At 62.3% G+C, this 12181-nt stretch carries 12 protein-coding genes; 3 read left to right on the plus strand and 9 right to left on the minus strand.

All coding sequences use genetic code 11. The features are described from left to right. Positions 1-8 precede the first annotated feature (8 nt). From SIB46_RS12420 to SIB46_RS12435, 4 genes are read right to left on the minus strand one after another with little or no spacing between them, the layout of a single operon-like run. The gene (locus SIB46_RS12420) at positions 9-491 is read right to left on the minus strand and encodes a DUF3122 domain-containing protein (protein ID WP_413296423.1); all 483 of its coding nucleotides are present in this window, start codon (positions 489-491) and stop codon (positions 9-11) included. Continuing rightward, on the minus strand, positions 488-2989 hold the full coding sequence (locus tag SIB46_RS12425) for a GH116 family glycosyl hydrolase (RefSeq protein WP_413296424.1): 2502 nt from the start codon (positions 2987-2989) through the stop codon (positions 488-490). Before SIB46_RS12425 ends, SIB46_RS12420 begins: the two co-directional genes overlap by 4 nt. A gap of 38 nt (positions 2990-3027) precedes the next feature. Next, on the minus strand, positions 3028-3261 hold the full coding sequence (locus SIB46_RS12430; protein WP_186548002.1) for a hypothetical protein: 234 nt from the start codon (positions 3259-3261) through the stop codon (positions 3028-3030). A gap of 53 nt (positions 3262-3314) precedes the next feature. Continuing rightward, positions 3315-5189: an autotransporter outer membrane beta-barrel domain-containing protein gene (locus SIB46_RS12435; RefSeq protein WP_413296425.1), complete on the minus strand. Its 1875-nt coding sequence runs from the start codon at positions 5187-5189 to the stop codon at positions 3315-3317. A 220-nt stretch (positions 5190-5409) separates the two neighbouring features. Here SIB46_RS12435 and SIB46_RS12440 point away from each other — a divergent pair, with 220 nt between their 5' ends. Continuing rightward, entirely contained in the window at positions 5410-6342 is a 933-nt protein-coding gene (locus SIB46_RS12440) for a helix-turn-helix transcriptional regulator (protein ID WP_413296426.1), read from the plus strand. An 11-nt stretch (positions 6343-6353) separates the two neighbouring features. Further along, positions 6354-7580, plus strand: coding sequence for a precorrin-6y C5,15-methyltransferase (decarboxylating) subunit CbiE (gene cbiE / locus SIB46_RS12445; RefSeq protein WP_413296427.1), 1227 nt, complete (start codon positions 6354-6356; stop codon positions 7578-7580). Here cbiE and SIB46_RS12450 read toward each other — a convergent pair. The 4 genes from SIB46_RS12450 to pheS form a co-directional block, all read right to left on the minus strand. Next, on the minus strand, positions 7498-7962 hold the full coding sequence (locus SIB46_RS12450; RefSeq protein ID WP_413296428.1) for a DUF192 domain-containing protein: 465 nt from the start codon (positions 7960-7962) through the stop codon (positions 7498-7500). The two genes, cbiE and SIB46_RS12450, sit on opposite strands and share 83 nt — an antisense overlap. Before the next feature lie 8 nt (positions 7963-7970). After that, on the minus strand, positions 7971-8678 hold the full coding sequence (locus tag SIB46_RS12455; RefSeq protein WP_413296429.1) for a winged helix-turn-helix domain-containing protein: 708 nt from the start codon (positions 8676-8678) through the stop codon (positions 7971-7973). Beyond that, positions 8675-9595: an NAD(+) kinase gene (locus SIB46_RS12460; RefSeq protein ID WP_413296430.1), complete on the minus strand. Its 921-nt coding sequence runs from the start codon at positions 9593-9595 to the stop codon at positions 8675-8677. Before SIB46_RS12460 ends, SIB46_RS12455 begins: the two co-directional genes overlap by 4 nt. Before the next feature lie 188 nt (positions 9596-9783). Next, complete coding sequence (gene pheS, locus SIB46_RS12465; RefSeq protein ID WP_413296431.1) at positions 9784-10791, minus strand: phenylalanine--tRNA ligase subunit alpha; 1008 nt, start codon at positions 10789-10791, stop codon at positions 9784-9786. 40 nt (positions 10792-10831) lie between these two features. Between pheS and surE the strand changes: the two genes are divergently transcribed. Beyond that, positions 10832-11659 (plus strand): 5'/3'-nucleotidase SurE, encoded by an 828-nt coding sequence (surE, locus tag SIB46_RS12470; protein WP_413296432.1) that lies wholly within the window; start codon positions 10832-10834, stop codon positions 11657-11659. On the opposite strand, the gene SIB46_RS12475 is transcribed toward surE, so the two are convergent. Next, positions 11622-12176 (minus strand): DUF3611 family protein, encoded by a 555-nt coding sequence (locus SIB46_RS12475; RefSeq protein WP_413296433.1) that lies wholly within the window; start codon positions 12174-12176, stop codon positions 11622-11624. The genes surE and SIB46_RS12475 overlap by 38 nt on opposite strands. Between the last annotated feature and the right edge of the window lie 5 nt (positions 12177-12181).

Genomic DNA, 12181 nt, shown 5'->3' on the forward strand with positions numbered 1-12181 from the left:
AGTGGCGATCAGAGGGGGTAGGTGGGCAGCTCACGCCATTCCTTCACCACAAAGGGGGGCACCGGCAGTTCGTTGAACACACCAGGCAATTGCAGCCGCAGCGGCCGGTTCTTGTTTAGTTCAGCCAGTAGTGGGGCCAGATCAAATTCAGCGGCGGCTTCCCTGCCATCGCTTTTGAGCAGGCTGTTCTCCAAGGTGCGATCGGGCAGATCCCAGCGGTGGCTGCCGCTGAGCACGATCAATTCGGTGGGGTGATCCAGCCGCACCCGGCCGGGGTAGCCAACCACCCGCAGCCTGAGTTCGCCGCCTGGCTCGCCTTCGCGGTAGGCCACCAGCTGCCAGGCCTGGTAATCGAGATCGCGCAGGCTTTCGAGGCTGCGCACCACAGGAGTGCCGTTATCGCCGGGATGGCTATGCAGCTCAGCAGCCGCTGGGCCCGCTGGCAGCAGCATCAGCACTAGCAGTGCCAGGGCAGCCAGCAGCCGGCTCATGGCTGCCGTTCCGCGCCGGGAATCAGTTCCCAATCGGTATGGGTGGCCCACAGTGCCCAAATCGCCATCGCCCGCAGATAGTGGCAGGCCCGGAAGGTGTTCTGCCCGGTGAGGGCTTCTGGGGTGCGGAATTGCAGGCCGCCTGCATAGACCTGATTCACCACCGCTTGGGTGATGGCCAGGGCCGTGTTGGTTTCACCCATCAGCCGGTAGTAGGCGGCTAAACCGAAGTTGATGCCGGTCCACACCTCCAGCGGGTGGGTGCCGTTGGGATCGAGTGGGGTGCCATCGCGGCGCAGGCCATTGGCCACGCCCAAGCGGCCACCGCCAAAGCCTTCAAAGCAGGCCTCTTTGATCGCTTGCAGGCTGCTGCGGGCATTGGCCTCACTCACCACTGGCGGCAGCCCCAGCAGGCGGGCATAGAAATCGCCGCAGAGCTGATCGGCCATCACCACCGGCGTGCCGCTCTCGGCATCGATTTTGTAGAACTCGCCATTCCAGAGCAGCTGATCGAAGTTGCCCCGTGATTGCTGCAGCCACTGGCTGAAATCGCGCTGCTCAGCTGCGGTGTCGACCCCCAGCTCCAAAGCCAGGGTTTGGCCCATCGCGAGGGCCGCCTCCAGGGCGGCAATCCAAAGGGCGCCGCAGTAGGCGCTGACGCCTTTAAGGGCCCAATCATCAAAGGTTTGATCCGGCGCGCCGCCGTTATCGGGCAGGCCGTCGTTATTGATGTCGAAGGTTTTCAGGTAGCGCAGGGCCTGCACCGCCGCCGGCCAGCAGTCGGCCAGGAAGGTGAGGTCTTTGCCATCGGGAGCGAGCTGGTAGGTGCGCCACACCTGCAGCACGAAGTCGCTGCCCAGGTCTTTCCAGAGGTTGCAGTCTTGATAGGCGGTGTAGTTGGTGGCATCCCAGGGCTGCTCGTTGGGGGCGCCGAGGTCGTGGGGGGTGGCGCCGGCCACCTTGCGATCGGCCTCGACGCGGCCGCGCCCTTGGGTGAAATACCAACCAATCGGCCGCTGCGTGGCATCGGCTGCGGGGATGGCGCGGGCAAAGCTGCGCAGCACTGAGCGATCCAACGCCGGCCACAGCTGCAGCAGGGCAAAGGAGCCGTAGAGCCGCACATCGAGGCTTTCGTACCAGGCGTAGTCGAGGCACTCGAGCACGCCAAAACGGCCCACCGGATCACTGGCGCTAGCTGCGCTCCACAGCGTGCCGCCGCTGGCCAGGTCGTAGAGCTCATTGCAGAGGGCCATGCGCAGCTCCTCGGGCAGGTCGTCGCGTAGCAGCACCGGCGCTTGCCATTCCTCGATCTGCTGGCGCCAGCGGGGCCAGCGCAGCAGGGCATCAGCGGCGATGGCGGCGGCTTGATCGCCGCTGGCGCCAAAGAAATCGGTGTAGCGCCTGAGGCATTGGCTGCCTGTGGCAAAGGCGGTGACGGGCAGATCCCAGCTGATCACCACCGGCAGCTCCAGCTCAGCGCCGGGGGCCAGCTCAAAGCGCAGGGCCATCGCGGCACTTACGGGATCATTGTTGCCGCTGCGCCTGTCGTTGTTGCTCTCTGGCACCGAGCCATCGGCGGCAAAGCGCTGCCAGATCTCTGCTCCATCGCCATGGGGATTCCAGCGGCTGCAGCGCATCAGCTCAACGCCCTCGAGCTCTTCTGGCACAGCTATGCACCACTGGCCTTGGCCCTCAGCGATCGGCTCGCTCAAAGGGCCCTCCATCACCACACCGCGCAGGCCGGGGGCATTGATGGCGCGGTTGCGTTGGCCTTGGGTGGCGCCGATGGCGGGCAGGTAGTTGTGCTCGGGGCTGCCGTCGTCGCGGAAGTGCACCGCGGCGCTGGGGTCGGTGTTGCAGAACCAGCCTGTGGTGTTGCGCCAGCTCAGCAGCAACGAGAGCTTGAGCGGCTTCCGGCTGGGGTTGCGGAAACGCCAGCGGAACACCGCCACCGGTAGGGCCGTGTCGCGGTAGTTGCCGGGAATGATCGGGCTGAAGCTCTCGCAGCTGGCCTCACAGCCAAAAACGCCGCTGTAGTGAAACCAGCTCAGGGGATAGCGGGCGCTGTAGCTGCCGGTGGGCTTATCAGCGGTGCTGGCGGGATACCAGCTCCAGCTGCTTAGGGGAGCTTCGCCTTCGGGCTTGGAGCTATCGGCCTCAGGCGCCACCGCCAGGGCATGGGCGCGGTTTTCTGAACCGTTGTCTTCAAAGAGGGCGAACTGGCAATCGGGCAGCGAGCCAAACCAGTGCTCTCCGCCATCGATGTTCCAGAGGTTGAAATCACCTTTGGAGCTGCGGCCAATGCAACCGGCGCCAAAGCCGCCTAATGGAGCTCCATGCCAGGGGCCGTCATCGAGGTTGCTGGCGTAGCGAACGGTGTAAGGCGCTTCCCAGCCCTGGCCAAATGGCCGGCTCCAGCTGGCGGTAGGGGTGGTGTGGCCTTGGCGGCCTTCTCGGCGCAACAGGGAGCGCAGCCTGGAGAGCCCGAAGGGCGCCATGAATTCGTTGGAATTCGTGTCAGCTTGCCGGAAATCCCCTAGCGCACAAGGGGGTTGCTGCGCACCCAACCGGCGCCGATCTTGCGGGCCGCCATGCTGCGCTTCACCCCCACCTCTTGGCGTGGGGTGTAGGTGGCCAGGCTCATCAGGCCAACAGGCAGCAGAAAAATGGTCCAACCAGCGAGGGTCACCAGCAGGAAGCGGCGGCTGCGGTAAGGGGAGAGACGGGAGAGCAGAAGGTGACCGGCGATGGCGAGCGGCCAGTTTTGCAATCGTCCGTCGAATTTGTCTAGCCCCTGGCTGTGAGCAAATCCAACCCCGCAGATCAGAACTGGAAGGTGATTCCGCCTGAGGCACGCCAGTCGGTTTGGGCGTCAAGCCAAATCTTGGCGCCGCCTTTGGCGTACAGCTTCCAGGCAGAAGTCGGGCTTTGGAAGATCGAGTAGTCGAGGCCTCCTTCGACGAGGAGACCGTTTTGGGTTTCTTGGTTTGAGGGGATTTCGCCAGTGGCCTTCCTCGCGAGGCGGCTGTAGGCGCGCTCGAATTTCACGCTGCCGTTATTGGTGTCCCAATCCGCCAGCCAGGCCACTTTGAAATTGGGGACCAGCAGGTTGCGTTGCCCTTGCTTGATGGGCCAGGCGAACTTCGCGCCAAGGGTGGTTTCGAGGAAGTGGTCAGAGAAGGCGTGAAGCTTGAGGGCCAGCGCCCGGAAGCGTCCCGACTCGGTGTAAGACGCGTCTTGGTTGTGGTTCCAGATGGCGGTGGCTTGAGGCTCAATAATCAGGCCTCCCCAGGCGATTGGCGCTCCTGCTCGTAGGGCTCCTACGTATGACGTTGTTGCTTTTGTTGCGGTGTAAGTCTCATCAAGCACTCTGCCTAGTTTGACCCGGCGCTTGTTGTCACCTGAGAATGCAGTGGCACCAAACAGACCCTGAAGATAGAAATTATCTTCCCAGTAGCTGGCCATGACGCCACCGCCGAAGCCGCTGGGATTCCAAGAGCCGCTGCCTGTGTAGAGGCCTGAATATTGCTGCAGATTGATATTTCCGTAGTTGCCAAAAAGGCCTAGTTGAATGTTGTCGGAAAGAGAGGTATCTACTCCGACAACTACGCCACCATGGGTGGAATAGAAGTTGTTGTACACATCTTGGTAGTAAACAGCTCCTCTTTTCCCATATGCCCCGCCAGTGCTGTATGGCTGTTTGGAACCGCCAAAGCCACGTGCCCATACGCGGGTGCCGTTGGACTCTGTATAGATCGAGGTGAGGTTGGGATTTTCAACATAAAAATCACCATTAATTTCGATGCTCGCTATCTCCACGTCAACAGTGCCAGTCTTTGAGGTTTTCCAGAGGCCACGAACGGGCTCAGTGATGGTTTCCTCGATTTCAACTTCAGTGATTTCTTCGTCTATTTGAATCTTCTGGAATTGACGCGAGGGCAAGCGCTCCAGAATCGTGTCAGCCAAGTCGTTGACATAAGCCTGAGTGGCGAGGCCGCCTGCTGCAACAACGTTTCTTGGTAGCAGTAAGGCATCGACTAGGCGGCCCAGGAGAACTAGCCTTTCGGTTTTTGTGGAACCTTTCAATCTTGTGGTAATTGCATCTCTAATATTTTCAGGAAGACCCTCGAGGATATCTGCGATGTCTTTACCGCCACCTGGTGATGTGCTGTCACATGTACCTAGGGTTTGGCCAAGGTAAAAGATGACTTTATTGCTGTCAGCGATGGGCCCACGGTTTGTTCCAGTTGTATAGTGAAGTTGTGAATCTCCTTGGTAATAGAGCAAGCCGTCTGTTCCAGTATTGGCGGGGGGGTTTGGTGTAAGAACGTATTCGGCATTAGTAGGTCTGTTCCTGCCGTTTTTTCCCCAATAGGAAGGATTGGCAATGAATGCGTATTCTGTGTGTAGGCCCGCAAGGGCTGCCGAGTCTCCATTGAGGGCCCATGGAGTGTTGGCAAAGTTTCTGCCTTCTTCTGCTTCTCCCCACTGGGCGTTTGAAGCTGGTATGTCTGTAATTGCGGTAATTAAGTAGCAGTTTTCCCCCGCTTCTGCTGTGATTGGATCTGCTAAATCAGTGTGCCCAAGATCAGTGACATTGGCTAAAGATGGCGTTGCTGCTAGTGCAATCGAAGTTGCGAGGCTTCCTGCGAGGCACAGTGGCTTGAGCGCCAGATGGTTTGTGCGTATCGCAGGCATTCCCACTTCTGTCGATTAGAGCTCTTAGATGATTGTGTGGATGGCTACTGGTTTGGGTGATGGCGCTTGGTTTCATGCACTATTGGGATCACCGATTGTTGAATTGTTGGATTGATCTCAAGCAGCTGTCCACTTGCTGATGGGTAGTGGTTTAGGCGGTGATGGCTCCCTGGCTGAGATTTTTCATGTGAGAATCGTTATCGATCGCCTTTTGTGAGTCGTGGGTTCGGCCCCAGTTCGCCTGTTTCACAGTTCATCAGAACTGGAAGCATTGTTGGCGGAGCTTGGCTTCGAGCCCCGTGTTGTTCAGATCCAGCCTGGTCCGTTGCAGGGGCGCTTTCAGTTCAGCCCTGCTGGCTTAGGGGCGATTGTTCGTTTCAGCGCGAGTTCCGGCTTCACGTTGGTGTGCCCACGCAAAACGCAGATCCTTCCGCTTGGCTTGAACCGGGCAGGAAGCAAGGGCCGCGTTGTGGTTCACGGTCAGCCCGTCGCTGAGCATGGAATTGCTGGTTGTTATCTAGACCTTCCTTATTCGTTCTTTCAGGTGTGGCCTGGCGCTGATGCGCTGATTGCGCTGTTGCCGCGTCAGCCTTTACTGGAAGCCTTGGCGCTTGGTTCTGCTCAGAACTGCCTGCAGTGGATGAATGATTGCAATCAGCTGCAGCTCACGCCGCCAGCCCATCGCGCGATGGCTGAGTTGTTCCTGGCGGCACTCGAGCCTGCTGCCTCTCAGTCGATTGATTTGCTCAGGGGTGCGGTGGAGCTGCTGAGTGATCAAGCGGTTGTGGCCCCGCTGCGATTTAAAGCGCCAACGCGTTTCGACCTGGTGGCTCGGCTGATTGATTTAGGGGCTCAGAGCACTGAATTGTTGAATTTGGATGCTGTTGTTGAGCAGTTGGGTTGTTCGCGCCGCACCTTGATTCAGGGTTGCACCGAGCTCATGGGCATTGGCCCGATTGAGCTGCTGCGGACGCAGCGCTTGGAGCGCGTTCACCAGGCGTTGCTGGCCGGCAATCAAGAGCCAGCTCCATCCACTGCTTTGGTGGGAGACATCGCCCGGTACTTTGGTTTTCGCAGCCGTGGGCACTTCGCAGCTGCGTATCAAGAGCAGTACGGCCAATCACCCAGCCAAACGCTGAACCAGGCGGCCTGAACAATGGAGTGATGCTCCATGTAATCGGCACCACCGCCGCTGGCCTTGCTGGCCTGGCTTCAGCCCAGCGCCAGTTGGTGGATGGAGCTGCTGTGATTGCCGCCCCGAGCCGCTTGCATCACGAGCTGCCTGCCAGTGTCCTGCTGCTCAACACCGATCAGCCCCAAGCAGCGATTGAGGCCTTGGCTCTTGAAGTGGCCGCTGGCCGCAGCGCCGTACTGCTGGCCAGTGGTGATCCGCTCTGGTTTGGCATTGGCCGGCTGCTGCTGCAGCATTTTTCCCCTGAGCAGCTGCGCTTTCACCCCTGCCCCTGCTCGATGCAGCTGGCCTTCTCTCGGTTGGGGCGGCCCTGGCAGAACGCGCAATGGTTGTCGCTGCATGGCCGAGAGCCCGATGCTTTGGCGGCTTGCTTGCAGCAGCGGCCTGAGGCTTTGGCGGTTCTCACTGACCCGGGCCGCGGCGGTGCCGGCGAGGTGCGCCAGATCCTGAGGGCTTCGGGGTTGGAAGCGGCCTATGGATTCTGGATTTGTGAGCGGCTTAATCACCCCCAAGAACGGGTGATGGAGCTGGCCAGCAGCGATCCACTGCCAGAGGATCTTGATCCTTTGCATTTGGTGGTGCTGATCGCCAAAGCCGAGCCATTGGCCACTGAACGGCTACCGCTCTTCGGGATCAGCGATGGCGCGTATCACCAGCACGCCGATCACCCCGGCTTGATGACCAAGCGCGAGGTGCGCATCCAGCTGCTGGCGGAGTTGGATCTACCCAGCGCTGGGGTGCTGTGGGATCTCGGTGCCGGCACCGGCAGCGTGGGCTTAGAAGCCTTGCGGCTGCAGCCGCAATTGCAGCTGTATGCGGTGGAGCGCCGCAGCGGCGCAGTGCCCTTGATCCAGGCAAACGCTGAGCGCTTAGCGGTGCAGCCGGCGGCGGTGTTGCAGGGTGATGCCCGCAGCTTGCTGGCTGAGTTGCCCGATCCTGATCGGGTATTGCTCGGCGGTGGTGGCGCAGCCAGAGCTGAGCTGCTGGCGGCCTTGTTGCCGCGTTTGCGCCCGGGAGGTGTGGTGGTAATTCCCTTGGCCACCTTGGAAGCGGTCGCTGAGCTGCGCCCAGTGCTGGAGGCCCATGGGCTGCAGGTGAGCCTGATGCAGCTGCAGGTCAGTCGGGGGATGCCGCTGGCTGGCGGTACGCGCCTAGCCCCGTTGAACCCGGTAGTGGTGCTGCGGGGCTGCCGGGTTTAAGGCCCAGCTCCTTGGCGCGGCCCGCGCGCAGTTCGATCACCCCATCCACCGGCCCCGGTGAGCGGTAGGTGGGGCATGGATCAGCTGTGCAAGGGGGCACATCGGCTTCGATGCCAACCACCTGGCCGCCTTTGGTGAACACCAGATCCAAGGGGGCCAGGCAGTTCTTCATCCAAAAGCCCACCGGCCGGGCCGGCTCAAAGCGGAACCACATGCCGCGCCAGGGATCCAAGGCGGGGCGCTGCATCAAGCCCTGCTGAAATTGCGCTGTGGTTTGCGGCACCTCCAGGCCAATGCAGCCCTGGGGCAGGCACCACTTGGCGGTTATGGGTAGGTACTGCGGCGTGAGCGCCAGCAACAGGGGAAGTAGGGGAGTAAACATCGCCTGAATCAGCTCCTGAGCGTGTAGCCCACGCCGCGCACGGTATGAATCAAGCGGCGTTCGCCGTTTTCTTCCAGCTTGCGGCGCAGATAGCGCACATACACCTCAATCACGTTGGCGTTGGCCTCCTCATCGCTCTGGCCCCACACCTCTTCCAGGATGGTTTGGCGGCTGACGCTGCCACCTTGATGCTCCAGCAATAGCAGCAGCAGCGAGTATTCCCGCTCGGTGAGTTGCAGTTCCCGCTCACCGCGCCAGGCACGCCGTTGCCGCGGCTCCAGGCGCAGATCCAGCAGCTTCAGGGTGGTTTGTTTGCTCTCGCTGGCCGGTGCATCAAACAGGATGTGGGGCCGGGGCTCCAGGGAGAGTTGCAGCCGCAGCCTCTGCAGCAGGTCGCTTGGCGGGGCGTCTTGCACCCAAAAGTCGTTGGCGCCGAGTTTGAGGCATTGGCTGCGAGCGGCTAGGTCATCGGCCATCGCCTCCACCAGCAGCGGCATGCGAACGCCAGCGCCGCAGCTCTTTTGCAGTAATGGCACTACCGCCAGCTCATCGCTGGTGATCAGCACCGCTTTGACCCGATCTTGCGGGATCAACCCGGCTCCAATCGATTCAACGGCATCGGTGCCGCTCCAGCCCACGGTGTCGTAGCCGGAAGCCTCTAGCCGCTCGCGCAATTCCAAGGCGCGCTCACCAATCAAAAGCAGAGTTGGCTTCACGAGGCCAAAGGCAGCGTGCCGGGCTTGGCCACATGGGGCAGACCCCAGCCCAGCTTTTCGCCCAACACACGGAAGTATTCGTGGTCCGCCAGGCGCACAAAACGGGCGGCCTGCTCGCAGCGGCGGAGCAGCACCCGATCTTCCGGCCAGACGTAGCAACCAGCGCTGCCATCGACGACCATCATCAGCCGCTCGGGCGTGGCGGGGAAGATCGTGACCGGCTCGCTATCGCTGAACACCAGCGCCCGGGAGGCCAGCGAGTGGGGCGCAATCGGGGTGAGCTGCAGCACCGGGCAATCGGGGGTGATTACCGGGCCGCCGGCGCTGAGGGCATAGGCGGTTGAGCCGGTGGGCGTTGAGAGGATCACCCCATCGGCGGAGATGTCCACCGGCGCATGGCGACCGATGGCGATCTCGAAATGGCACATGCTCGTGAGCGGTTCGCGGTGCAGTGCCATCTCGTTGAGGCAGAGCACCTCCCAGCGCCGCTGGTCGCCGCGCAACACGCTCACCACCACCAGGTTGCGCTCTTCAACGGTCCACTCGCGGCTGATCAGCTGCTCGAGGGCCTCCTCGAGCTGGCTCACATAGGTTTCAGCCAGAAAGCCCAAATGGCCGGTGTTGATCGTGAGCATCGGCACGCCCACGGGCGCCGTTTGCCGCGCTGCTGAGAGCACCGTGCCATCACCGCCCAGCACGATCGCCACATCCATCGCTGAGGTGAAGCCGGGTGGCACGCAGGCCGCATAGCCGAGCAGCCGCAAGCTTTGATCGGGGTTGGCGAAACCCACCATTCCGCCGGAGCTGCTGGCGCGCACCACATCCCAACCCGCCCCTGTGAGGCGTGCTTCGATCCGGTCGGCCGTTTCAATGGCCAGATCCTTGCCGTCGTTAACGATCAGTCCGGCACAGGGCACCGGTCGCGAGCAAGTGGGTGCCTGAGTTTAGGCGGGCTTTCTCAGTTCCCAAGACTTCGTTAAGTGCGTCCGCTGCGGCCGGAGCGCTGAACCGATACTCTGCAGCGCCCACCCTTTTGATCAAGCCGGCAAGTAGCCCGCTGCTAAGGGCCTCCAGCCAGACATGAGGCAGCCTCAGAGCGCTTGCCTCAGAACTGTTCGAGAAAACGCAGATCGCTGGTGAACAGGCGGCGAATGTCGTCGATGCCGTGGCGCACCATGCAGAAGCGCTCAACGCCGAGGCCCGCGGCAAAGCCGCTCCAGCGTTCGGGGTCGAGCCCCATGCCCTCCAAAACGGCGGGGTCGACCATGCCGCAGCCCATCACCTCGAGCCAGCGGCCGCGCCACTGCACATCCACCTCGGCGCTGGGTTCGGTGAAGGGGAAGTAGCTGGCCCGGAAGCGCACCGGCAGATCACCAAAGAAGGCCTTGAGGAAGTGGCTTACTGTGCCTCGCAGGTGGCTGAAATCGAGGCCCTCATCAATGGCCAAAACCTCCACCTGGTGGAACACCGGCGAGTGGGTGGCATCCACGGCATCACGGCGGTAAACGCGGCCTGGGGCGATCACGCGCACCGGTGGGGGGTTGGATTCGAGATGGCGAATCTGCACCGGTGAGGTGTGGGTGCGCAGTAGGCGATCACCCGGCAGGTAGAAGGTGTCCTGCATGTCCCGGGCGGGATGCTCCTCGGGGATGTTGAGGGCCGAGAAGTTGTAGTAGTCGCTCTCGATGTCGGGGCCTTCCACCACCTGGTAACCAAGGCCGCAGAAGATGTCGACGATCGAGTCGGTGGTGCTCAGCAGCGGATGGCGATGGCCGGCGGGTGTGTACACCGGCGGCAGGGTGACATCAATGGTTTCGCTGGCGATGCGGGCTTCCAGCGCCGCTTCTTTGAGGGCGCTTTGGCGCTCCTGCAGCAGCGATTGCACCTGTGTTTTCAGCACATTGGCCCGCTGGCCCACCACCGGGCGCTGATCACCGGGCAGCTTGCCCATGGCGCCCAGCACGCCGGAGAGCTTGCCTTTTTTGCCTAAAAGATCGATTCGCAGCTGCTCGAGGGCCGCGGCATCGGGTGCTTCAGCAATCGCCGCAGCGGCCTCCGCCTCCAGGGCCTCCAACGCGCTGGTGATCTCCTCCAGGGTGGGAGCGCTGCTCAAGGGAGTCGGCCTAACGTGCGTGGGGCAGTATCGCCTTTCGATGGCTTCCCCTCTCAAGATCCTGATCAGCAATGACGACGGGGTCTTTGCCGAAGGCATCAAAGCGCTGGCCCATGAAGCCGCCCGCCGGGGCCACAGCGTCACGGTGGTGTGCCCCGATCAAGAGCGCTCCGCGACTGGCCATGGGCTGACCCTGCAAAGCCCGATTCGCGCGGAACAGGCTGATGGCCTTTTTGCTGATGGCATCCGCGCTTGGGCCTGCACTGGCACGCCATCGGACTGCGTCAAGTTGGCCCTGGGCAAGCTGCTGGAGACCCCGCCGGATCTGGTGCTCAGCGGCATCAACCATGGCCCGAATCTGGGCTCTGATGTGATCTATTCCGGCACCGTGGCGGCCGCCATGGAGGGCACCTTGGAGGGGCTGCCGGCGTTGGCGGTGAGCAGCGCTTGTTTTGATTGGCGCCAGTTCGATGGGGCCGCGGTTCAGGCCATGGATGTGGCCGAAAGCGCCCTCGCTGGCGGCTGGCCGGAGGGGCTGCTGCTCAACCTCAACGTGCCGGCGGTGCCGCCTGATCGCATTGGCCCGGTGCGCTGGTGCCGTCCGGGTGTGCGCCGCTACGTGGATCAATTTGATCAGCGCTTTGATCCCCGCGGCCGCAGCTACTACTGGCTGGCCGGTGAGGTGGTGAACGACTTTGAGGCCGCTGGCACAGGGCCCAAGGACTGGCCCACCGATGTGGCCCAGGTGCAAGGCGGCGGGGTGGCGCTGACGCCGCTGCAGCCCGAACTGTTCTGGCGTGGGGCGCTGCCGCCTTTGCCGATTGCTGGGGTTAGCGCCGCGCCAGACGCTGCAGCAGCCAGAGGCTGACCCACAGGCCAATCAAATGGCCGGTGAGGGCTTGGGTGTTGGCCATCACCGAGAACATTTCCAGCGAGGTGATGGCGTTGTTGCCAACGCTGGTGCCGGTCAGGCCCGGCTGCTGAATTGAGGCCTGGAAGGTGAGGCTGCCGGAGAGGGCCTGATAGCCAATCGCCGCAAAGGTGATGCCCACCAAGCTGGCCAGCAGATGGCGCTTCACCTGGGCGCGGGTTTCCGCTTTTGAGGGGATCGAGCTGCTGCCGCTGGCCAAGGCGCGGCTGATGCGCACCAGGCCCCAGTCCTGCCAGACGCCCCAGGCCAGGATCAGCAGCGCCAGGGTGGTCAGTGAGAGGCCCGGTCCCAGGCCAATGGCCTTGTCGCGGTTGCTGACCAGTTCACTGCCAATGCTGTTGAAGGCCAGCACGCCAGCGCTCACCAGCGCCAGGGTGAGCTGACTCCAAAACGCACCCCAGCCCACCACACGGAAGGCGGAGGCAATGCGTTGCAGCTCAAGACGGTCGGCCATGGCCT

It is taken from the genome of Synechococcus sp. MIT S9452, from assembly GCF_047304245.1.
Lineage (GTDB): Bacteria > Cyanobacteriota > Cyanobacteriia > PCC-6307 > Cyanobiaceae > RCC307.

What these genes read in the sequence shown, in the direction of transcription:
- SIB46_RS12420 (WP_413296423.1), bottom strand. Translation starts at nt 491, where the DNA reads ATGAGCCGGCTGCTGGCTGCCCTGGCACTGCTAGTGCTGATGCTGCTG.
- SIB46_RS12425 (WP_413296424.1), bottom strand. Translation starts at nt 2,989, where the DNA reads ATGGCGCCCTTCGGGCTCTCCAGGCTGCGCTCCCTGTTGCGCCGAGAA.
- SIB46_RS12435 (WP_413296425.1), bottom strand. Translation starts at nt 5,189, where the DNA reads ATGCCTGCGATACGCACAAACCATCTGGCGCTCAAGCCACTGTGCCTC.
- cbiE (WP_413296427.1), top strand. Translation starts at nt 6,354, where the DNA reads ATGCTCCATGTAATCGGCACCACCGCCGCTGGCCTTGCTGGCCTGGCT.
- SIB46_RS12450 (WP_413296428.1), bottom strand. Translation starts at nt 7,962, where the DNA reads ATGTTTACTCCCCTACTTCCCCTGTTGCTGGCGCTCACGCCGCAGTAC.
- surE (WP_413296432.1), top strand. Translation starts at nt 10,832, where the DNA reads ATGGCTTCCCCTCTCAAGATCCTGATCAGCAATGACGACGGGGTCTTT.
- SIB46_RS12475 (WP_413296433.1), bottom strand. Translation starts at nt 12,176, where the DNA reads ATGGCCGACCGTCTTGAGCTGCAACGCATTGCCTCCGCCTTCCGTGTG.